The sequence below is a fragment of the Rahnella variigena genome, from assembly GCF_003610915.1.
Taxonomy (GTDB): Bacteria; Pseudomonadota; Gammaproteobacteria; order Enterobacterales; family Enterobacteriaceae; genus Rahnella; species Rahnella variigena.
Map to the genome: position 1 here is coordinate 4,377,301 of NZ_NSDJ01000001.1, position 19,798 is coordinate 4,397,098.

The 19,798-nt window shown below is 56.1% G+C and carries 21 protein-coding genes and 1 tRNA gene; 6 read left to right on the forward strand and 16 right to left on the reverse strand.

Annotation, left to right across the window (positions count from 1 at the left end; genetic code table 11):
- Positions 1–4 precede the first annotated feature (4 nt).
- From uraH to CKQ54_RS20145, 9 genes are all read right to left on the reverse strand, one after another.
- Positions 5–340 carry a hydroxyisourate hydrolase gene (uraH, locus tag CKQ54_RS20105; protein ID WP_112290571.1) on the reverse strand — a complete coding sequence of 112 codons (336 nt, stop codon included), beginning with the start codon at positions 338–340 and terminating at the stop codon, positions 5–7.
- Positions 337–852 (reverse strand): 2-oxo-4-hydroxy-4-carboxy-5-ureidoimidazoline decarboxylase, encoded by a 516-nt coding sequence (gene uraD, locus CKQ54_RS20110; protein ID WP_120163211.1) that lies wholly within the window; start codon positions 850–852, stop codon positions 337–339. The genes uraH and uraD overlap by 4 nt, the downstream gene beginning before the upstream one ends.
- Complete coding sequence (gene hpxK / locus CKQ54_RS20115; protein ID WP_120163212.1) at positions 849–2,123, reverse strand: allantoate amidohydrolase; 1,275 nt, start codon at positions 2,121–2,123, stop codon at positions 849–851. Before hpxK ends, uraD begins: the two co-directional genes overlap by 4 nt.
- Positions 2,123–3,361, reverse strand: coding sequence for a pyridoxal-phosphate-dependent aminotransferase family protein (locus tag CKQ54_RS20120; protein ID WP_120163213.1), 1,239 nt, complete (start codon positions 3,359–3,361; stop codon positions 2,123–2,125). The genes hpxK and CKQ54_RS20120 overlap by 1 nt, the downstream gene beginning before the upstream one ends.
- A gap of 18 nt (positions 3,362–3,379) precedes the next feature.
- On the reverse strand, positions 3,380–4,132 hold the full coding sequence (locus CKQ54_RS20125; protein WP_120163214.1) for an amino acid ABC transporter ATP-binding protein: 753 nt from the start codon (positions 4,130–4,132) through the stop codon (positions 3,380–3,382).
- Positions 4,132–4,782, reverse strand: coding sequence for an amino acid ABC transporter permease (locus CKQ54_RS20130; protein ID WP_113877997.1), 651 nt, complete (start codon positions 4,780–4,782; stop codon positions 4,132–4,134). Before CKQ54_RS20130 ends, CKQ54_RS20125 begins: the two co-directional genes overlap by 1 nt.
- Positions 4,783–4,784: 2 nt before the next feature.
- Positions 4,785–5,450, reverse strand: a complete 666-nt coding sequence (locus CKQ54_RS20135) for an amino acid ABC transporter permease (RefSeq protein WP_112290580.1) — start codon at positions 5,448–5,450, stop codon at positions 4,785–4,787.
- A 24-nt stretch (positions 5,451–5,474) separates the two neighbouring features.
- Positions 5,475–6,266, reverse strand: a complete 792-nt coding sequence (locus tag CKQ54_RS20140; protein WP_112290582.1) for a transporter substrate-binding domain-containing protein — start codon at positions 6,264–6,266, stop codon at positions 5,475–5,477.
- A gap of 258 nt (positions 6,267–6,524) precedes the next feature.
- Positions 6,525–7,364: a MurR/RpiR family transcriptional regulator gene (locus CKQ54_RS20145; protein WP_112290583.1), complete on the reverse strand. Its 840-nt coding sequence runs from the start codon at positions 7,362–7,364 to the stop codon at positions 6,525–6,527.
- 199 nt (positions 7,365–7,563) lie between these two features.
- Here CKQ54_RS20145 and CKQ54_RS20150 point away from each other — a divergent pair, with 199 nt between their 5' ends.
- The 4 genes from CKQ54_RS20150 to hpxZ are packed head-to-tail and all read left to right on the forward strand — an operon-like array spanning position 7,564 to position 11,235.
- Positions 7,564–9,150, forward strand: a complete 1,587-nt coding sequence (locus tag CKQ54_RS20150) for a gamma-glutamyltransferase family protein (RefSeq protein ID WP_113877951.1) — start codon at positions 7,564–7,566, stop codon at positions 9,148–9,150.
- Positions 9,151–9,186: 36 nt separating this feature from the next.
- Positions 9,187–9,381 (forward strand): oxalurate catabolism protein HpxX, encoded by a 195-nt coding sequence (hpxX, locus tag CKQ54_RS20155; RefSeq protein WP_112290587.1) that lies wholly within the window; start codon positions 9,187–9,189, stop codon positions 9,379–9,381.
- 14 nt (positions 9,382–9,395) lie between these two features.
- The gene (locus CKQ54_RS20160; RefSeq protein ID WP_120163235.1) at positions 9,396–10,799 is read left to right on the forward strand and encodes an AtzE family amidohydrolase; all 1,404 of its coding nucleotides are present in this window, start codon (positions 9,396–9,398) and stop codon (positions 10,797–10,799) included.
- 52 nt (positions 10,800–10,851) lie between these two features.
- Positions 10,852–11,235 (forward strand): oxalurate catabolism protein HpxZ, encoded by a 384-nt coding sequence (gene hpxZ, locus CKQ54_RS20165; RefSeq protein ID WP_112290588.1) that lies wholly within the window; start codon positions 10,852–10,854, stop codon positions 11,233–11,235.
- 626 nt (positions 11,236–11,861) lie between these two features.
- Here the strand turns inward: hpxZ and puuE are convergent.
- From puuE to CKQ54_RS20180, 3 genes are read right to left on the reverse strand one after another with little or no spacing between them, the layout of a single operon-like run.
- On the reverse strand, positions 11,862–12,800 hold the full coding sequence (gene puuE, locus CKQ54_RS20170) for an allantoinase PuuE (RefSeq protein ID WP_120163215.1): 939 nt from the start codon (positions 12,798–12,800) through the stop codon (positions 11,862–11,864).
- Entirely contained in the window at positions 12,793–13,551 is a 759-nt protein-coding gene (locus CKQ54_RS20175; RefSeq protein WP_120163216.1) for an aspartate/glutamate racemase family protein, read from the reverse strand. Before CKQ54_RS20175 ends, puuE begins: the two co-directional genes overlap by 8 nt.
- Entirely contained in the window at positions 13,551–14,285 is a 735-nt protein-coding gene (locus CKQ54_RS20180) for a GntR family transcriptional regulator (RefSeq protein ID WP_120163217.1), read from the reverse strand. The genes CKQ54_RS20175 and CKQ54_RS20180 overlap by 1 nt, the downstream gene beginning before the upstream one ends.
- Before the next feature lie 177 nt (positions 14,286–14,462).
- On the opposite strand from CKQ54_RS20180, the gene CKQ54_RS20185 reads away from it, so the two are divergent.
- Positions 14,463–15,965 (forward strand): NCS1 family nucleobase:cation symporter-1, encoded by a 1,503-nt coding sequence (locus CKQ54_RS20185; RefSeq protein ID WP_113877946.1) that lies wholly within the window; start codon positions 14,463–14,465, stop codon positions 15,963–15,965.
- Between the two features lie 83 nt (positions 15,966–16,048).
- On the opposite strand, the gene CKQ54_RS20190 is transcribed toward CKQ54_RS20185, so the two are convergent.
- From CKQ54_RS20190 to aguB, 4 genes are all read right to left on the reverse strand, one after another.
- Positions 16,049–16,125: transfer RNA gene (locus CKQ54_RS20190), tRNA-Asp, on the reverse strand.
- 139 nt (positions 16,126–16,264) lie between these two features.
- Positions 16,265–17,002 carry a DNA polymerase III subunit epsilon gene (dnaQ, locus tag CKQ54_RS20195; protein WP_112290792.1) on the reverse strand — a complete coding sequence of 246 codons (738 nt, stop codon included), beginning with the start codon at positions 17,000–17,002 and terminating at the stop codon, positions 16,265–16,267.
- A gap of 79 nt (positions 17,003–17,081) precedes the next feature.
- A complete protein-coding gene (aguA, locus tag CKQ54_RS20200) occupies positions 17,082–18,167 on the reverse strand; it encodes an agmatine deiminase (protein WP_120163218.1) in 1,086 nt (361 codons plus the stop codon).
- Positions 18,168–18,170: 3 nt separating this feature from the next.
- The gene (gene aguB, locus CKQ54_RS20205; protein ID WP_112290795.1) at positions 18,171–19,055 is read right to left on the reverse strand and encodes an N-carbamoylputrescine amidase; all 885 of its coding nucleotides are present in this window, start codon (positions 19,053–19,055) and stop codon (positions 18,171–18,173) included.
- Positions 19,056–19,325: 270 nt separating this feature from the next.
- Here aguB and rnhA point away from each other — a divergent pair, with 270 nt between their 5' ends.
- Positions 19,326–19,793 (forward strand): ribonuclease HI, encoded by a 468-nt coding sequence (gene rnhA, locus CKQ54_RS20210; protein ID WP_056781594.1) that lies wholly within the window; start codon positions 19,326–19,328, stop codon positions 19,791–19,793.
- Positions 19,794–19,798 lie beyond the last annotated feature (5 nt).

Consider the following 19,798-nt stretch of genomic DNA (forward strand, 5'->3'; position numbering starts at 1 on the left):
AGGTCTAACTGCCGCGATACGTTGAATAAGAATAAGGACTGATCAGCAGCGGCAGATGGTAATGATCCTGCTCACCGTCGATCACCACATCAATGATCGCCGAGTGATACAGCGTTTCGCGCCCCGTTGCCGTGAAATACGCGCCAATATCCGCACACAACCGGTAATGCCCGGAAGCCACCGGTTCCGGCGTTAATTTTGCGGCGCGGCCATCGGCATCGGTTTGGGTTTCGCTGATAAGCGTGATGTTCCGCCCTTCAAGGCTTTCCAGCCAGACGCGCACATTGGCCGCGGGCTGGCCCAAAGACGTATCGAGAATATGGGTGGTGATGCGTGTCATAACGGGAATATCTCCTTTAAACGCAGCAGGGTAATTTCTTTGAGTTGTTGAGCCGTTTCCTGATCTTCAGCGTCCGGTGAATTCTGTAACCGCCGTTGCAGATTATCCAGAATCTCCTCTGAACTGCGCCCTTTCGCGCGGATCAGAAACACCCGTCCGAAACGTTGCTCATAACGCAGGTTGCCGTCATGCAGCGCATCGATCACTGCCTGCTGGCTGATATTGAGCGTCGCCTGTTCGCCACGGGAAAGCTGCGCTTCTTTACTGGCTCCGCTGGCGCGTTCGCCGATACGCGGATGTGCCGACAGCGCCTGAGTAATATCTTCCGGTTGCCAGTTTTCGCAGGCCGCTTCGGCGCGGCGCAATACGTCTTCCACAGAAGCATAAGGGCGTCCGTCACTGACAGTTTTCGCCCACGAAGGGATATTCACCAGCGGGCGCAACAGGGCAACGGCTTCAAATTCGGATAGCGCATTGAATCTGGATAACGAGCCGGATCCTTCGAAAGTCATAAATGTCCCTCAGCAAAACTCAGCACCGTATTGATATACGCCTGCACCGCGTAAGCTACGTCGCCGGTGGTGACAGATTCATAGGGATGATGGCTGATGCCGTCTTTACAGCGCACAAACAACATGCCGACCGGCCAGCATTCAGCCATGGCAATCGCATCATGCCCTGCCCCGCTTGGCAATGACATCGCCTGTCCCTGCAGGTGTAGAACGCTCTGACTCAGACGATGCTGCAAACCGGCATTACATTCCGTCGCGCTGATGCCGTAAAACTGTTCGGCAGCGAACGTCAGGCCGCGCCGTGCGGCGATATCCCGACCTTTCGCCAGCAGCGTTTCCAGCAGCGCAGAGAGATCATCATCACGCGGACCGCGTACATCCAGCGACAGCTTCACCTGACCCGGAATGACATTCACCGCGCCCGGCAGACATTCCAGGGTGCCGACCGTCGCCACCAGATTACGGCCAGTGGCAGTAGTGATGCTTTCAATCGCCAGCGTCCATTCAGCGGCGGCGGTCAGGGCGTCCTGACGCTGCCCCATCGGCACGGTTCCGGCATGACCTGCGTGACCGGTGAATTCGCAATTAAGGCGACGCGCACCGTTAATCGCCGTGACCACGCCGAGCGGCACATCCGCCGTTTGCAGGCACGGGCCTTGTTCAATATGCAATTCAAGATACGCGCAGAAATCGCTGACCGCGCGCTGTGACGCACCGATTTTCAGCGGCTCCAGCCCGGCACTCTGCATCGCCTGTGCCACCGAAATCCCCTGCGCGTCCTGACGTTCCAGCCAGTCCGCCGGCCAGGTGCCGGTCAGCCCGCGGCTGCCCAGCAGCGTGATACCAAAACGCGTCCCTTCTTCATCGCAGAACCCGACAATTTCCACCGCCATCGGCAAACGGATGCCGTTGTGATGCAAATGCGCCACCACTTCCAGCGCGGTCAGCACGCCCAGCGGGCCGTCATAACGCCCTGCATTACGCACGCTGTCGAGATGTGAGCCAAGCAGGATGGCGGGAGCCGAAGCGTCCAGCCCTTCGTAGCGCCCGCAGATGTTGCCGACGCTGTCCTGCCAGACGCGCATACCGGCCGCTTCCATCCATCCGCCCACAACCTGATTGGCCTGCAAATGTTCGGCCGAGAGATACACGCGGGTCAGCTGACCCGGCGTTTCACTGATGGCGGCGAGTGCATCGCAGCGCGCCATCACCCGTTCAGCGGCACGTTTTGCGCTGTCGGAAACCGCAGCCAGCGTAAAGGCTTCTGCCATTACTGACCTCCTGCGTAGTGATCCCAGGCGGCCTGCGCCCCTGCGCCGTATTTCGACGCATAGCCGAGACGGTTAAGCACCGCTTCCAGCGCAACCAGCGTCTGCAACACGCAGTCTTTACGCGCGTTGTAACCCATGGTGCCGATACGCCAGATTTTCCCGGCCAGCGGGCCAAATGATGTGCCGATTTCAATGCTGAAATCGTTAAGCATCATCTGGCGCACCTGTTCGCCGTGAACGCCCTGCGGAATGACCACGCCGAGCACGTTATTCATGCGGTTGTTCAGGTCGCCGAACACTTCCAGCCCCATGCCCTGAATCCCTGCCAGCAGCGCGCCGCCGTGCAGTTTGTGGCGGGCGATACCGGTATCGAGCCCTTCTTCCAGAATGATGCGCGCACATTCGCGTGCCGCAAATAACATGCTGGTGGCTTCAGTATGGTGGTTCAGACGCTCCGGCCCCCAGTAATCCATGATCATGCCAAGATCGAAATAGTTGGAGTAGATCATCTCCTCATCACCGTCGGCGTGGTCGGCGGTACGGATACCTTCTTCCACGCATTTACGGCGGCGGATTTGTTCTTCAAAGCGCGGGCTGATGGTCACCGGCGAGCTACCGGAAGGACCGCCGAGGCATTTTTGCAAACCGGCAGACACTGCGTCTAAACCCCAGGCGTCGGTTTCCAGCGGGTTGCCGCCGAAGGATGCCGTGGCATCGGAATAGAACAACACGCCGTGACGGCGACAGATTTCACCCAGTTGCTCCAGCGGCTGCAACATGGTGGTGGACGTATCGCCCTGCACGGTCAGCAACCAGCGCGGTTTCACGGATTTAATCGCATCTTCGATTTGCTGCGGATCAAACACTTCGCCCCACGGCGCTTCGATGGTGTGAACTTCAGCGCGACAACGACGGGCAATTTCACACAGCAGATGACCGAAACGACCAAACACCGGCACCAGCACTTTGTCGCCCGGACGGATACCGGAAAGCAGCACGGCTTCGATCCCAGCGCGCGAGGTGCCGTCGATCAGCAACGTCCACGGGTTTTCGGTTTTATACAGCGCACGGTACAGCGCCATCACTTCGTTCATGTAGCCGGTCATCACCGGATCATATTGTCCGACCAGCTGGCTCGCCATCGCCCGCAGCACGCGCGGGTCAGCATTGATTGGCCCCGGCCCCATCAGCAGACGGGTTGGCGGGTTGATTTGTCCGGGAGAGATGAAATCTGACATAGTTAATCCTTTACAATGTTAGCTTGCAGCAGCCTCAGTAAGGCCGCGGACGGATGCGATAAACTGTTTTAACTCCGGCGTTTGCGGATTGGCAAACAGCGCCCGGCTTTCGCCCTGTTCCCACACGGTGCCCTGATGCATAAACACCACGCGGTCGCCCACTTCGCGGGCAAAATTCATTTCGTGCGTCACCAGCACCAGCGTCATGCCTTCTTTCGCCAGTTGCTCGAGCACTTTCAATACTTCGCCGACTAATTCCGGATCCAGCGCCGAGGTGATTTCATCACACAGCAGCACTTTCGGGTTCATCGCCAGCGCACGGGCAATCGCCACACGTTGCTGCTGGCCGCCGGAAAGATTTGACGGGTAATAATCCATGCGATCCGCCAGCCCGACTTTCGCCAGCATCTGCGCGGCCAGTTCACGGCATTCGGCGGCGGACTTTTTCAGCACGCGGCGTGGCGCCAGCATGACGTTTTCCAGCGCGGTCATGTGCGGAAAAAGATTGAAGCTCTGAAACACCATACCGACCGAACGGCTGATATCACGCGCCTGAGAATCGCGGTCAGTGATGGTCATGCCGCCCAGTTTGATGCTGCCTTCCTGATAGCCTTCCAGCCCGTTCATGCAGCGCAACAGCGTGCTTTTACCTGAACCGCTGCGGCCGATGATCGAAATCACTTCGCCGCTGTCGATATCCAGATCCACGCCTTTCAGCACGTGGTTCTGACCGTAATATTTCTGAACCTGATTGATGGTGATCAGTGGCATTACTGTTTCTCTCCACGCAATGATTTTTCTAAATGCTGACTGTAACGGGACAGCGGATAGCACATCAGGAAGTAGCCCAGTGCCACTAATCCAAACACTTTGAACGGCTCATACGTCACGTTGTTCAGCATGGTTCCGGCTTTGGTCAGTTCGACAAAACCGATAATCGACGCCAGCGCGGTGCCTTTCACCACCTGCACGGAAAACCCGACGGTCGGCGCAATGGCAATCCGCAGCGCCTGCGGAGTAATGACACGCCATAACGTCTGACCGAAATTCAGGCCGAGGCAGCGCGACGCTTCCCACTGGCCTTTCGGTAAAGCGGCAATACTGCCGCTCCAGATATCTACCAGATACGCGCTGGTATACAGCGTCAGCGCCAGCGCGGCAGCCGTCCACGGACTGACGTTGATACCAAACAGGCCAAGCCCGAAGAACGCCAGGAACAGCTGCATCAGCAGCGGCGTACCCTGAAACAGTTCGGAATACAGACGCACAAAACGCGTCGGCCAGCGACGTTTGGTCAGGCGCATAAGCAACAGCGGCAGAGTCACCAGCGTGCCGCCGATAAACGCGGTCAGCGACAACAGCAACGTCCAGCGCGCCGCCAGCAGGAGATTGCGCACAATGTCCCAGTCAGTGAAGGTCATCATCAGTTTTCACTCCCAAAGACACGGCGTCCGGCCAGCAGCAGCAACTGACGCATCGCCACCGACAACAGCAAATAGAACAACGTGGTGACCAGATACACTTCGAAACTGAGGAAGGTACGTGACTGAATTAAGTTCGCAGCAAACGTCAGTTCCTCAAAAGACACCTGCGATACCACGGAAGATCCGAGCATCACGATAATGCACTGGCTGACCAGCGACGGATAAATGCGTTTCAGCGACGGCGGCAGCACAATGCGCAGGAACGTCTGACTGCGCGTTAGTCCCAGCACACGTCCGGCTTCCCACTGGCCTTTCGGCGTCACCTGAATACCGGCGCGGATAATCTCGGTGCTGTACGCGCCGAGGTTAATCAGCATCGCCAGCAGCGCCGCTTCACCGGCGGTCATTTTCAGGCCAATGGCTGGCAGGCCAAATACAATGAAAAACAGCTGCACCACAAACGGCGTATTACGGATGGCTTCGACATAAATGCCCCAGACTGTCCGCAGAATTTTATGGTTGCCGCAGCGGATGGCCGCGCCGCAAATTCCTATCGCGACACCGCCAACCGTTGCCAGTACCGTCAGCTCAATGGTGGTCCATAATCCGGCCAGCAGTTCCGGCATATAAGGCCACAGCGCGCTAAAGTTAAGCTGATAGGTCATGAAAAATCTCCGTCAAAACCCTGCTCACGCGCCGATTGATGCCGGCAGCGGTGCCTTCATCCATTTTTCAGACAGCGTATTCAGCGTCTTGTCTTTGATGCCTTCGGCGATCAGTTCATTCACTTTGTCTTTCAGTGCCGGTTCGTCTTTACGCAGACCGACATAGCACGGCGAATCTTTCAGCATCACTTTGGAAACCGGCGCTTTGGCCGGATTCATGCGGGCTACCGCCGCTACCACCAGGTTACCGGTGGCGATGTATTCCACCTGACCGGACAGGTAGGCCGACAGCGTGGTGTTGTTGTCTTCGTAACGCTGAATTTTGGCATCTTTCGGTGCCACATCGGTCAGCGCCAGATCTTCCACCGCGCCACGGGTCACGCCGATGGTTTTACCGGACAGTTCTTTCAGATCCGACAGTTTGTCACCCTGCGCACCAAACACGCCGAGGAAGAACGGCGCGTAAGCGTTGCTGAAGTCGATGACTTTTTCGCGCTCGGCGTTTTTGCCGAGGCTGGAAATCACCAGATCGACTTTATCCGTTTGCAGATAAGGCACCCGGTTGGCGCTGGTGACCGGCACCAGTTGCAACTTAAGTTTCATCTTATCGGCCAGATAATGCGCCATGTCGATGTCATAACCTTCCGGCTGCAAATCCTTGCTCACCGAACCAAACGGCGGGAAATCCTGCGGAACAGCCACGCGCAGCACGCCACGCTTCTGAATATCCTGCAACTGATCGGCCATAACATTCGATGCCTGAAGCACCAGCATTGCCGCACCTGCCCATGCCAACAACCGTTTGTTCATGTTCATAGATTATCTCCGGTGAAAAGTTTTTGGAACGATAGATTCTTATATTTAAAACTTTGCAACGAATGTGCCAAAAATGACCCGGCAGAAAAAATGTGCGCAAAGTCACGACATGACAAGGAATTAGCGACTCAGCGAAGTAAGCAGAGGGGATTTTTTTGCCCTGAATCAGGGCAAAAAGCGAGAAAGGTTGAAAACTCTGATGCACCGTAATTGTGCGAAAGCACCAGAAAAGCGCTGAGTTTGTCCCTGAATCGGGAATCAGCGCTGTTCCAGCTCATCCAGATCGTTATACAAATCGCTTATCTGATGAATGCGCTGACGGCCTGACGCGAGCATATCGTGCAACAACGCATTGCTGAGTAAATTCGCCAGGCTCATGGCAGATGAATAACTGTCGAACGCCGACACGCTGTCGAGCGGCGCGGCCAGATGCCAGGTGGCGAGCGGGATCAGCGTCTGCGCCTGCGGCTCGCAAATCAGTAAAACCGGCACATCAAGTGACTGTAATTGCGTGAGAATCGCCTTCGCCATGCGGGGACGGCGACGAAAAGCAACGAAAATCACCACGTCCTGCGCGGTGAGATCCACCAGTTCTTCCGCCAGCGTCTGCCCCGGCTGCGGCATCATCATCACGCCAGCCCGCACCTGAATCAGTTGCTGACGCAGGTGCAGCGCCACCGGATAACTGTTACGAAAACCCAGCAGACGTACCTGCCGCGCCTGACTCAGGGCGGTGATCAGCGCGCCAAACTGTGCGCCATCAATCTGATTAATCCACTGCGTCAGGTTAGCCATTTCCTGTTTATAGTGCCGTGATAACAAGGTGTTACCTTGCACCGCGTCACGGCTGTCGGTCAGCGGCATGCCACTCTGGCGCAGGGTGCGCATTTCATCGCGCATATCGCGATAACTCGGGTAACCAAGACGTTTAAACAGGCGGCTGACCGTGGCCTTCGACACGCCGCTGAGCCGCGCCAGCTCTGCGCTGTTGTAGCTCATCAGGTCATCAATGCTGGCAAAAATAAAGTCGGCCACCCGCTGTTCCTGCGGCGTGAGTTCTGCGTAATGGTCACGCAGACGTTCATCAATCTGTTTCATCTCCGTCCCTTTTGTAACCAATGTTTCAGTAAATCAGCGGAACATACCATGCACTATGCTTGCCAATGCAAGCTAAATTATGAGTGAAAGTCTGAAGGTTTTGCCGATGTGGAACACCTCTTGCTTAACTTAATCCCTGCACGCCCTCATCCCTGCATGCGCGGGCAACATAAAAAAAGCGTTTCAAAAAGGACATCGCATGATTAACAGTAACAGCGCACCGCTGGGCATGGCGGTTACACCTCATCATCTGGCGAGCCAGAGTGCGCTTGCGGTATTGCGTGAAGGCGGCAATGCCATCGAGGCAATGGTGGCGGCGGCCGCCACCATTGCCGTGGTCTATCCGCACATGAACGGACTGGGCGGCGACGGCTTCTGGCTGATTGTGCCCCCGCAGGGCAATCCGGTGGCGATCGACGCCAGCGGTGCCGCCGGTTCGCTGGCCTCTCTCGATTTTTACGCCGGTGAAACGCACATTCCGCACCGCGGCCCGAAAGCGGCGCTGACGGTCGCAGGCACCGTCGGCGGCTGGCAGGAAGCGCTGAATGTATCGGCTGAATTCGGCGGCGAGCAAAAACCGCTTTCGCGCCTGCTGCGTGACGCCATCCGTTACGCTGCGGACGGCATTCCGGTGACCGCCTCGCAGGAAGCCGCCACCCGCGCCAAGCAACATGAACTGAAAGATTTCCGCACCTTCGCCGATGTTTTTCTGCCTAACGGCGACGTGCCGCGCGCCGGGAACCGTTTCACCCAGCCGCAACTGGCGCAGACGTTATCGATGCTGTGCGAAGACGGGCTGAACAGTTTCTATCGCGGTGAGCTGGCCGACAATATGGCCGCCGACATGGAAAAGCTCGGTATGCCGGTCACCCGCGCCGATCTTGCTGCTTACAAGCCGCAGCGCCGTGTGCCGCTGCGCCTCAAACACAGCAAAGGCGAAATCTACAACCTGACGCCACCGACGCAGGGGCTGGTTTCGCTGGCGATCCTCGGCCTGACTGACCGCCTGCCGCTGGAAACCATGGATGAAAGCGCGACGATCCACAGCATTGTCGAAGCCACCAAACTGGCGTTCGGCCTGCGCGACCGCTTTATCACTGATCCACGCATGATGACGCAGGACGCGCAGAGCCTGCTGGATCCGCAATATCTCGATGCCCTCGCCACCCGCATCAAACCGCACAGCGCCGCCGACTGGGGCAAAGGTAAAGGTCCGGGCGATACCGTCTGGATGGGCGTGATGGACAGCAGCGGGCTGGCGGTATCATTTATCCAGAGTATTTATCACGAGTTCGGCAGTGGTGTAGTGCTGCCGGGCAGCGGCGTGTTGTGGCAAAACCGCGGCGCATCTTTCAGCCTCGACGCCAGCCATTTACTGGCGCTGGCACCGGGCAAGCAACCGTTTCATACCCTCAACCCCGCCGCCGCACGTTTATACGACGGGCGCACCATGGTTTACGGTTCGATGGGCGGCGACGGTCAGCCGCAAACCCAGGCCGCCGTGTTTATCCGCCATGTGGTGCAGGGTCAGTCTTTGCAGCAGGCGATCAGCGGTCCGCGCTGGCTGCTGGGGCGGACGTGGGGAGAAAGTTCGGATTCACTGAAGCTGGAAGGCCGTTTCGCCTATCCGACGCAGGCCGGGCTGAGACAGCGCGGTCACGACGTCGAACTGTTGCCGGATTTCAGCGAAGCCGTCGGCCACGCCGGTGCGATTGTCCGCCATACCAACGGCATGTTTGAAGGTGCCTCCGACCCGCGCAGCAACGGCAGCGCCGCCGGATTTTGATCAGAGTTCGCTCATGAGAATTGATAAGGAAGCAGCATGAAAAATACCCCCGCAGCGACCGACTGGGCCGCTTATATCCGCCAGATGGAAAGCGTGCTGGCGCTGGAACTCGACGACACCCGTCGTCAGGAATTGCTGGTGCAGTTCAGCCGTATCGCCCAGATGGCACAACCGCTGATGGATTTACCGCTCGATTCGCGACTGGAAATTGCCGGGGTGTACAGAGCATGAAGAGTGTATCGCGCATGAAATCGTTTGATAGCTTTACCATCAGTCAGTTACATCAGGCGATGGCGCAGGGCGAAATCTCAGCGACAGAAATTGCGACGTCCACGCTGGACGCCATTGAACAGGCTAATCCGGTCATCAACGCGTATACGCATATCACCCGCGAACGCATGTTAAGTGAAGCAGCAAAAGTGGATAAAACCCGCGCCAGCGGTGCCGCACTTGCGCCTCTGGCAGGCATCCCTTATGCGGTGAAAAACTTGCTGGACGTGGCCGGTGAAGTAACGCTGGCAGGCGCAAGCCTCAACAGCAGCAACGCTACCGCACGCCACGATGCGTGGACGGTTTCACGCCTTGCAGCACAAGGCGCGATGCTTTCCGGCATGCTGAATATGGATGCTTACGCTTACGGCTTCACCACTGAAAACAGCCATTACGGCGCCACCCGTAATCCGCGGGATCTGGCGCGTGTCGCCGGAGGATCTTCCGGCGGTTCCGCCGCCGCCGTGGCTGCTGGTCTGGTGCATTTCACACTCGGCAGCGACACCAACGGCTCGATCCGCGTGCCCGCCTCATTGAGCGGTATTCTCGGCCTGAAGCCGACCTTCGGACGAATTTCACGTCGCGGCAGCCAGCCGTTTGTCGCCAGCCTCGATCATATCGGCCCGATGGCGCGATGCAGCGAAGATCTTTCGCAGGTCTATGACGCGATTCAGGGCACGGATCCGCAAGATCACTTCCAGGCAGATAAGCCCGTCACCGCGACGTTTTCGCAGCTCGGACGCGGCCAGCAGGGGTTGCGCACTGCGGTGCTGGGCGGATATTTTTCTACCTGGTGCGACGACCACGCCAAAGCAGCGGTGCGTCAGATTGCGCAGGCTCTGGAAGCGCAGGAAGAAGTCGTGATGCCGCAGGCCGAAATGGCGCGTTCAGCTGCGTTTATCATCAGTGCTTCTGAAGGCGGTAATCAGTATTTGCCAAAACTGCGCAGCATTCCGGAGCAGTTTGAGCCATTATCCCGCGAGCGTTTACTGGCCGGTGCGATGATCCCGGCGGCGTGGTACGTCCAGGCACAGCGTTTTCGTCAGCATTTTCAGGAACAAATCTTGCCCCTGTTTGATCACTGGGACATTCTGATCGCCCCTGCCACGCCATGCCCGGCAACACTGATTGGTCAGGACACAATCAGAATTAACGGTCAGGATCTGCCAACCCGTGCCAATATGGGCATGCTGACGCAGCCGATTTCGTTCCTCGGTTTACCGGTGGTCACGGTGCCGGTCACGACATCAACCGGTCTGCCGATTGGATTACAACTGATTGCGCCGCCGTGGCGCGAAGACCTGTGCCTGCGCGCTGCACGGGCGCTGGAATTACAGGGAATAGTGAACGTCAGCAGTTCTCCGGTGATGCCTGCGTAAAAACCTGCATCTCCGTTTTCCAGGGTGAAGTAAAAGAGTAAAGAGACGAATCATGAAAACTGAACATATCGACCGCCCGGCGATCCTTGCCGAAATGAATGCGGCGTTTTATCGCTATGAACAGGCGCTGATCACCAACGATACCGCCGTCCTCGACGAACTGTTCTGGCACGATCCGCGTACCGTGCGCTACGGTGCGGGCGAAAATCTTTACGGCATCGAAGCCATCCGCGCGTTCCGCTCAGCGCGTTCCTCACAAGGTTTAAACCGGGATCTGGTCAACACCACCATCACCACATTTGGCGATGACATGGCAGTGGCCAGCACGGAGTTTCGCCGTGAAGGCACCGACAAAATCGGGCGTCAGCAGCAGACGTGGGTGAAGATGGCGAGTGGATGGAAGATTGTGGCAGCCCATGTGAGTCTGATGGTTTGACCGAACCAATGGGCGGTTCAGCTTTGGAAAGCTGAGGAAACTGTTCTTTTCCAGGAATGGACGGTGACAATTTCGGTTCCCACCGAGGGGAAATCTGAACGGTGATAATTTCGGTTTCTCAATAACAGCGATCACTTATCGCGCTGCGCCGAAACCGCCCAAAAGGGGCCAGGACGGGCCCCTCTTGGATCTCCCACGTCTTTTAACTGCATGCTATCGCTCGCTGGCTATGTTTCAGCAACCACCGTGACAGCCTGGAAATCTTGCCGCTACGCGGTTCCCTCTCTCGGTCCTGAAGCCTCAGGTCTTCAGGACGCTCCGTTCAGCAAGATTTCTGAATCGCCCGCACCATCTTAAAATTAACGGCAGACTGTTTTTCATCTTTTAGAAAAGTGGATTGGCGTGCTCAAAATTCAGCTGAACGGAGCGGCTTCAAGACCTATGGCTTGAAGACCGAGAGAAGGTAGTGCGAAGCACCTGGATTTTCGCCACGCACTGAAGCAACAGAACATGTCCGTCGTGCCCGCGACAGCGCGCAGTGAAAAAGCGCGGGAGTCCAGAGGGCGCGCGCTTACGCGTCCTCTGGGCCAGTTTGGGCGGCGAGCCCAAGGTTTTGAATTTCGGGATTAAACACCGAAATGTTTAACCCAATGGTCGGCAATATCCTGCCGCTTACAAACCCATACGCGATCATGCGATTCGACGTAATCGAGAAACCGCTGTAAAGCGCGAAATCTCCCCGGGCGACCGAGGATCCGACAATGCATCCCGATCGACATCATTTTCGGCGATGTTTCGCCCTCTTCATACAACACGTCAAACGTGTCTTTCAGATAGGTATAAAACTGCTCGCCGGTATTGAACCCTTGCGGGGAGGCAAACCGCATGTCGTTGGTTTCCAGCGTGTATGGGATCACCAGATGCTGTTTCGTTTCGCCATTTTCCAGTTTCACCGGCGTCCAGAACGGCAGGTCATCACCGTAATAATCGCTGTCATACTGGAATCCGCCAGACTCCGCGACCAGCTGGCGGGTGTTCGGGCTGTCGCGGCCTGTGTACCAGCCGGACGGCGCTTTGCCGAACAGGTCGCGCAGCACGGTGATGGCTTTTTGCATGTGCTCCGACTCTTCGGCTTTGCTCATGTTCTGATAGTGGATCCAGCGCCAGCCGTGGCTGACAACGTCGTAATCCGCCGCTTTAATCGCGCTGACAATTTCCGGATTGCGTGCCAGCGCCATCGCTACACCGAAAACGGTCAGCGGTAAGCCACGTTTCTGAAACTCATTGTGGATGCGCCAGAAACCCGCACGGGATCCGTATTCGTACAGCGAATCCATCGACATATGGCGGTCGGGAAAACTGGCTGCGCCGATGATGTCAGACAGGAATTGCTCGGAACCGGCATCGCCATGTAAAACGTTATTTTCTGCGCCCTCTTCGTAATTGAGAACAAACTGCACCGCAATGCGGGCGTTGCCCGGCCAGTTAGCATGTGGCGGACGGCCGGCGTAACCGATCAGGTCACGCGGATAAGCATCAGTCAAACCGTACTCAAAATCAGACATAGTGTTCTCTCATATTCAGTCCGGCAAAACGACCAGACAAAGGTTTTTCCAGCGGATAATCCAGATCACCGTGTTTACTGGTCGTCAGGCGTAAAGACGCCAGTGACTCGACCATTTTGACCGCCGCGCTGACGCCATCGATCACCGGTATATTCAGCTCGAGCGTCAGTTCCTGCGCCAGATCGGCCATTCCGCCGCAACCGAGCACAATCGCCCCGCTGCCGTCGGATTTTTTCGCCGCGATACATTGCTCGCGCACCTTCTGCTGCGCCAGACCGCTGCCGTCTTCCAGTGATAACACCGGTAAATCGATGGCGTGTAAGGCGGCACAATGGCGTTCGAATCCGTACTGATGCAGCAAATGCCGGGCAATGGTCAGCGTACGCGGCAAGGTCGTGACGACAGAGAATCGCGTCGCCACCATTGTCGCCAGATGCATCGCCGCTTCGGCAATGCCGACAACCGGCGCACGCGCCAGTTCGCGGGCAGCCAGTAAACCGGGGTCACCGAAGCAGGCAATAATGTGCCCGCCGACACCCGCATCCCGCCCGGCTTTTATCTGCTGCAATACGCCGAGCGTGGCAATCGCTTCATCGAAATGCCCTTCAATAGACGGCGCGCCTTCTTCCGGGCAAACGGCCAAAATTTGTGTCTCCGGCGCCGCCACCGAGCGGGCGGTTTGCGCCATCACGTCGGTCATCGCCAGACTGGTATTGGGATTGATCAGTTGTATACAAAGTGGATTGGCCATCAGTCCGAGTCCTTTTCTGTGACCGGCATCCGGGCCGCAAAAATCTGCGCGAAATCAGGCGTCGGCCCTTTGTTTTGCTCAAAGCGCAGGCTGGCGACGATGCTGTCAAAATGCTGCGCCATGCTGCCGGACAACGCCACGGTGTCGCGTTTTTTCAGCAGTTCCAGCAGATCGTCATGATCATGACAACGGCATCCTTGCTGCCACGGCGCGCCCCAGGCAGCGATCGCCAGTGAAGATCGCAATGTGAGCTGAGAGACGGATTCGGTCAGGACTTTATTGCCGGAAATGGCCTGAAGCTGAACGTGAAAAGCGGCTGACAGACGGATTGCCGCCGCGCCGTCGCGCTCGTCATGGGCACGCTTTTCTTCCTGCACCAGCTTCTTCAGTGCGACCAGATGGGTCGACTGACAACGGGCAATCACCTGCGGCAGGTTGGCGCATTCAAGAATTTTACGGGTAGCGAAAACATCGCGCGCTTCTGCGGCATCCGGCGCGGTTACATGCGCACCACGTTTGGGCAATATCGTCACCAGTTGCACTGCGGCAAGGCGCTGTAACTCCCGACGGATACCCGTGCGGCTGACCGAGAACACTTCCGCCAGTGCTTCTTCGGGTAATTTACTGCCGGGTAAAAGCTGGTGCTCAACAATAGACCTCACCAGCGCGTTGTAAATGTGGTCGTCCTTATCCTCGGTAAAATAGGCCGTATTCAGCCCGCTCCAACTGGTCATTGCTGTTACTCCGTATACCGTTCTGTGTATTTATCGTATACCTGAAATAGATTTTTTGTATACAAGAAGTGAAGTTTGGCCTGATTCATGCAGTGTTCCCGTGACTGCTTTTTAACTTTGGGCAGCCGGTCACCGGCTTCCGACTTTCACATGTTGTTTATGACAGGAGCACGATTTATGCCAAATCAGGAAATCACCTCCGCAACGGCGTCTTCCGAACAGGGTGCCGGGATCATCAAGCCTTATTACAGCCCGCGGCTGTGCAATGATGATTTAGCACCGACCCGTGACCAGAACTGGAGCTGGTACAACATATTTTCTTTCTGGATGTCCGACGTACACAGCATGGGCGGTTATGTGGTCGCCGCCAGTTTCTTCACCCTCGGCCTGACCAGCTGGCAGGTGCTGCTGTGTTTGCTGTGCGGGATTTGTATCGTGCAGATTTGTGCCAACCTGGTGGCGAAGCCAAGCCAGCAGGCGGGTGTGCCCTACGCGGTGATTTGCCGTCAGGCATTTGGTGTATTCGGGGCGAATATTCCGGCGGTGATCCGCGGGCTGATCGCTTTCGCGTGGTACGGCATTCAGACCTATCTGGCGGCCAGCGCGTTAATGCTGGTGCTGCTAAAATTCTTCCCTTCCCTGACGCCGCTGACCGTGCCGCACTGGCTGGGCCTTTCTGCCCTCGGCTGGATTTGTTTCGGCATTATGTGGGTATTGCAGGCGATGGTGTTCTGGCACGGAATGAGCGCGATTAAGCGCTTTATCGATGTGGCGGGTCCGGCGGTGTATGTCGTTATGCTGATGCTGGCGGGCTGGATTTTGTATAAAACCGGGCTGAGTAATATCTCCTTTACGTTATCCACCAAAACCCTGACGGTCGGTCAGCAAGGCTGGGAAATGCTGACCGCCACGGCGCTGGTGGTATCTTATTTCTCCGGTCCGCTGCTGAACTTTGGTGACTTCTCCCGCTACGGTAAAAGCATGAGCGAAATCCGTCGCGGTAACCGCTGGGGTCTGCCGTTTAACTTCCTGCTGTTCTCGATTGTGACCGTAGTTATCGTCTCAGGGACACAATCGTTGTTCGGGCAGATGATCACCGATCCTATCGAAACCGTCAGCCGTGTGGGTAACAGCGTTGCCGTGGCGCTTGGTCTGCTGACCATGATCATCGCCACCATCGGTATCAATATCGTGGCGAACTTCGTGTCACCGGCGTTCGACTTCTCTAACTGTTCACCGCAGAAAATCAGTTTCCGTACCGGCGGGATGATCGCCGCGGTCGGTTCTGTGCTGCTGACGCCGTGGAACCTGTTCCAGTCACCGGAAATTATCCACTACACGCTGGACGTGCTGGGGTCATTTATCGGGCCATTGTTCGGGATTTTGCTGGCGGATTATTATCTGATCAAACGCGGTCATATGGACGTCGATGCGCTGTTTAACGCCACGCCTTCCGGCCGTTACTGGTATCGCAACGGGTTTAACCCGAAAGCGATTGCAGCCCTGGTACCCGCAGTGGTGATTGGTCTGGTGATAAGCTTTACGCCCGACCTGCATCAGGTGGCGAACTTCAGCTGGTTTATCGGTGCATTCCTGGCAGGCGGTTTCTATCGTTACATCGCCCGCCATGATCGTGCGACCAGCGGCGCAATGGGCTATATGAAAATCGAAGCGGAATAACAGACTGATACAAGGAAGGAAACAGCCAGGATGGCTGAAACGACGAAGCCCTGAGTGATTTCTCACTCAGGGCTTCTGAATAGTGGCGGAACGGACGGGGCTCGAACCCGCGACCCCCTGCGTGACAGGCAGGTATTCTAACCAACTGAACTACCGCTCCGCGTTTTGTTCTGGTTAAGAACGGAGCGGATATTAAGGAATGCCCGCCCTTACGTCAATGCTTTTCCTGATATTTTCAATCAACCGCACAGTTTTTCCGCAGGCTGGATATTTTCAATCCAAAAGTCAGGAAAAGTGGCTTACGAACGCCACAAACAACTGCCGCCCTTTTTCACCACCAGATCCAATCTTTCTTCGTGCCACGCCAGTTCCTGCTCATTTGCCGCGATCACTTTTAACCCCGAAGCAGGACGCGCCACGCGCTGGATCCCGAGCCCGTCTGCACCGGTATTTTGCTCGCCTTCGTGGGTAAATTTAATGCTGGTCTGGCCGCCGGTCATCATCAGATAAACTTCGGCAAGAATTTCGGAGTCAAGCAAGGCGCCGTGCAGCGTACGTTTGCTGTTGTCGATCAGGTAACGATCGCTGAGGGCATCGAGGTTATTACGCTTGCCGGGAAACAGCTTACGCGCCATCGCCAGGCTGTCGGTTATTTTACAGAACGTCTCGGTTTTCGGCAGATTACGGCCAAGCATGTCGAACTCGTAATCCATAAAGCCGATGTCGAACGTTGCGTTATGAATGACTAGTTCGCTGCCGCGAATGTACTCAACAAAGTCGTCAGCAACGTCGGCGAAGGTCGGCTTATCGGCGAGGAATTCGTCACTGATACCGTGAACGCCGAAGGCTTCCGGATCCACCAGACGATCGGGTTTGAGATAAACATGGAAATTGCGCCCCGTCAGACGACGGTTAACCACTTCAACAGCACCGATTTCGATAATCCGGTGCCCTTCGTAATGGACGCCGAGTTTATTCATACCGGTGGTTTCGGTATCGAGAACGACGATCCTGTTAGATGTGTTTTGTAAATCCATGGGTCATTTTCCAACGCTGACAGTCAATGGCAGAAACAGTCTGCCCGGCACGCACAGAGACACGGCCGGGCACTTTATCTTACGCGGGGATTTGCTGCGTAATGCAGTGGATGTTACCACCACCCAGAAGAATTTCACGGGCCGGAATACCGGTGATTTTATAATCCGGATACATTTGCGCAAACATTGCTTCAGCCAGCTTATCGGTTCTCGCATCGAGCAGCGGGAAAATGATGTGGTTATTGCTGATCAGGTAATTGACGTAAGACGCTGCCAGACGGTTGCCTTCCACACGTTCAATCGCCGTACCCGGCAATACCCCAATCGTCTCTTCTGCGGTGGCGTGCATCACAGGAGGCGAAGGCATTTTCCAGATTTTCAGGCTGCGCCCTTTGGCATCTTTCGTTGCTTCCAGCACTTTTAACGCTGCGGCAGAACGCGCGTACTGCGGGTCCTGCTCGTCGTCAGTCCAGTGCAAAGCGACTTCACCCGGACGCACGAAGCAGCACATATTGTCGATGTGTCCGTCGGTTTCGTCGTTAAATACGCCCTCTTCCAGCCAGATGAATTGCTTCACGCCGAGGTATTTCTGCAACTGCGCTTCAATGTCAGCTTTGGAAAGATCAGGGTTACGGTTCGGATTGAGCAGGCATTCTGCGGTGGTCAGCAAGGTGCCTTCGCCGTCCACATGAATGGAGCCCCCTTCCAGCACCAGATCCGTCGACACATAAGGAATGTGCTGATAGTTCGCTACCTGACGGGCAACCAGCTGGTCACGCTCCCAGCTCGAATACAGACCGCCGTTGAAGCCGCCCCAGGCGTTGAATGTCCAGTCGATAGCCAGACGCTCGCCTTGCGGATTGACCACAATGGTCGGGCCGGTATCACGCATCCAGGCGTCGTCGCTTTCCATTTCCACCAGCGTAATCTGCGCTGGCATCACTTCGCGTGCGTTGGCCATTTCCGCTGCCGGAACCGCCATAAATACCGGCGTTTTAGTCGCAATCGCTGCCGCCACATTGGCGAAAGCCAGCTGTGCCGGACGCCCGTTCGAGCGCCAGTTATCGGTGCGGTAAGGCCAGATCATCCAGACAGCCTGCTGCGATGCCCATTCAGCGGGCATCGCAAAACCTTCAGCCTGAGGATTGATATCAATAGAAGACATCAGTTATTTCCTTGTTGAACCGTCGGATGTCGCGATTGCGCCATACATTTCAGGACGGCGGTCGCGGAACAGCCCCCACGATGCGCGCTGTGCAGCAATAGCATCGAGATCAAAGGTATGAACCAGCACGGCTTCTTCCGTTTTGTTGGCCTGTTCAACCAGCGCACCGGTTTGATCAGCAATGAAGGAAGAACCGTAGAAGGTCATTTCATAATCAGGAATGAATTTGCTTTTTTCCGTGCCGATACGGTTAGAGGCGATCACCGGCACCAGGTTAGCCGCAGCGTGACCCTGCTGAACGCGGGTCCAGTGTGGCTGGCTGTCGATTTCCGGATACGCCGGTTCTGAACCGATCGCCGTCGGATAGAAGATGATTTCTGCGCCCTGCAATGCCAGGCAACGTGCGGTTTCCGGGAACCATTGATCCCAGCAAATGCCCACGCCGATTTTCGCATAACGGGTATTCCACACTTTGAAGCCAGTGTCGCCCGGAATGAAGAATTGTTTTTCCTGATAGGCCGGGCCGTTCGGAATGTGAGTTTTGCGGTAAACGTCCAGCACACTGCCGTCAGCATCAATCATGACCAGCGAGTTGTAATAGGCGTTATTGCACTTTTCAAAGAAGCTCAGAGGCAGTACCACTTCCAGTTCTTTCGCCAGCGCAGAGAAATGGCGGATCAGCGGGCTGTTGTCCAGCTCCTGTGCCAGGCTGTAATGCTCAGGGCTCTGATCAATACAGAAGTAAGGCGCAGCAAAAAGTTCCTGAATAAGAATAACTTGTGCGCCTTTAGAATGAGCCTGGCGAACCAGTTTCTCAGCGTTAACAATATTCTTTTCCAGATCCCAGCTGCAGCTCATTTGTGTTGCAGAAACCGTAACATTTCTCATTAGACATCCTTAAAGCATTGGAAAATTGGCAGTGAAAAAACCATGAAAGTCGGAACTCACTCAGAGTTTTGAACTGGCACTCTGCAGTTTCCTATTATATTGCAAAAGACAGCGCTCTCCAGCCAAAAGAGTCATTACTGATGGCCAAACCTGTTACAAAGCCTCCTCAGCGCCCGCTTTCAGACAGTTACACCCCAAGATATTGCTGTGCCCGGCACGGCGGTTTATGTCAGACTTGGTTTTTACTTTTGATGACAGAGCCTGCCAGATATGACCAAACAGGTAGAAATTTTCACCGACGGCTCCTGCCTGGGTAATCCCGGCCCCGGCGGTTTCGGCGCGATTTTACGCTATAAGCAACACGAAAAAGAGTTCAGCGCGGGTTTTCGTCTCACCACCAATAACCGCATGGAAATGATGGCGGCGATTGTGGCGCTTGAAGCATTGAGCACGCCCTGCGAAGTGACGCTGAGCACCGACAGCCAGTATGTGCGCCAGGGCATTACCACCTGGATCCACAACTGGAAAAAACGTGGCTGGAAAACAGCAGACAAAAAACCGGTGAAAAACGTCGATTTATGGAAACGTCTCGACGCCGCGATCCAGACGCATCAGCTGAACTGGATGTGGGTCAAAGGCCACGCCGGGCACCCTGAGAATGAGCGGTGCGACGTGCTGGCGAAAGAAGCGGCGGGGAATCCGACGCTGGAAGATGTGGGTTATCAGGCTGAGAATTAAACGGC

Coding starts and splice junctions, on each gene's coding strand:
- uraH (WP_112290571.1), bottom strand. CDS start 340: ATGACACGCATCACCACCCATATTCTCGATACGTCTTTGGGCCAGCCC.
- uraD (WP_120163211.1), bottom strand. CDS start 852: ATGACTTTCGAAGGATCCGGCTCGTTATCCAGATTCAATGCGCTATCC.
- hpxK (WP_120163212.1), bottom strand. CDS start 2,123: ATGGCAGAAGCCTTTACGCTGGCTGCGGTTTCCGACAGCGCAAAACGT.
- CKQ54_RS20120 (WP_120163213.1), bottom strand. CDS start 3,361: ATGTCAGATTTCATCTCTCCCGGACAAATCAACCCGCCAACCCGTCTG.
- CKQ54_RS20125 (WP_120163214.1), bottom strand. CDS start 4,132: ATGCCACTGATCACCATCAATCAGGTTCAGAAATATTACGGTCAGAAC.
- CKQ54_RS20130 (WP_113877997.1), bottom strand. CDS start 4,782: ATGACCTTCACTGACTGGGACATTGTGCGCAATCTCCTGCTGGCGGCG.
- CKQ54_RS20135 (WP_112290580.1), bottom strand. CDS start 5,450: ATGACCTATCAGCTTAACTTTAGCGCGCTGTGGCCTTATATGCCGGAA.
- CKQ54_RS20140 (WP_112290582.1), bottom strand. CDS start 6,266: ATGAACATGAACAAACGGTTGTTGGCATGGGCAGGTGCGGCAATGCTG.
- CKQ54_RS20145 (WP_112290583.1), bottom strand. CDS start 7,364: ATGAAACAGATTGATGAACGTCTGCGTGACCATTACGCAGAACTCACG.
- CKQ54_RS20150 (WP_113877951.1), top strand. CDS start 7,564: ATGATTAACAGTAACAGCGCACCGCTGGGCATGGCGGTTACACCTCAT.
- hpxX (WP_112290587.1), top strand. CDS start 9,187: ATGAAAAATACCCCCGCAGCGACCGACTGGGCCGCTTATATCCGCCAG.
- CKQ54_RS20160 (WP_120163235.1), top strand. CDS start 9,396: ATGAAATCGTTTGATAGCTTTACCATCAGTCAGTTACATCAGGCGATG.
- hpxZ (WP_112290588.1), top strand. CDS start 10,852: ATGAAAACTGAACATATCGACCGCCCGGCGATCCTTGCCGAAATGAAT.
- puuE (WP_120163215.1), bottom strand. CDS start 12,800: ATGTCTGATTTTGAGTACGGTTTGACTGATGCTTATCCGCGTGACCTG.
- CKQ54_RS20175 (WP_120163216.1), bottom strand. CDS start 13,551: ATGGCCAATCCACTTTGTATACAACTGATCAATCCCAATACCAGTCTG.
- CKQ54_RS20180 (WP_120163217.1), bottom strand. CDS start 14,285: ATGACCAGTTGGAGCGGGCTGAATACGGCCTATTTTACCGAGGATAAG.
- CKQ54_RS20185 (WP_113877946.1), top strand. CDS start 14,463: ATGCCAAATCAGGAAATCACCTCCGCAACGGCGTCTTCCGAACAGGGT.
- dnaQ (WP_112290792.1), bottom strand. CDS start 17,002: ATGGATTTACAAAACACATCTAACAGGATCGTCGTTCTCGATACCGAA.
- aguA (WP_120163218.1), bottom strand. CDS start 18,167: ATGTCTTCTATTGATATCAATCCTCAGGCTGAAGGTTTTGCGATGCCC.
- aguB (WP_112290795.1), bottom strand. CDS start 19,055: ATGAGAAATGTTACGGTTTCTGCAACACAAATGAGCTGCAGCTGGGAT.
- rnhA (WP_056781594.1), top strand. CDS start 19,326: ATGACCAAACAGGTAGAAATTTTCACCGACGGCTCCTGCCTGGGTAAT.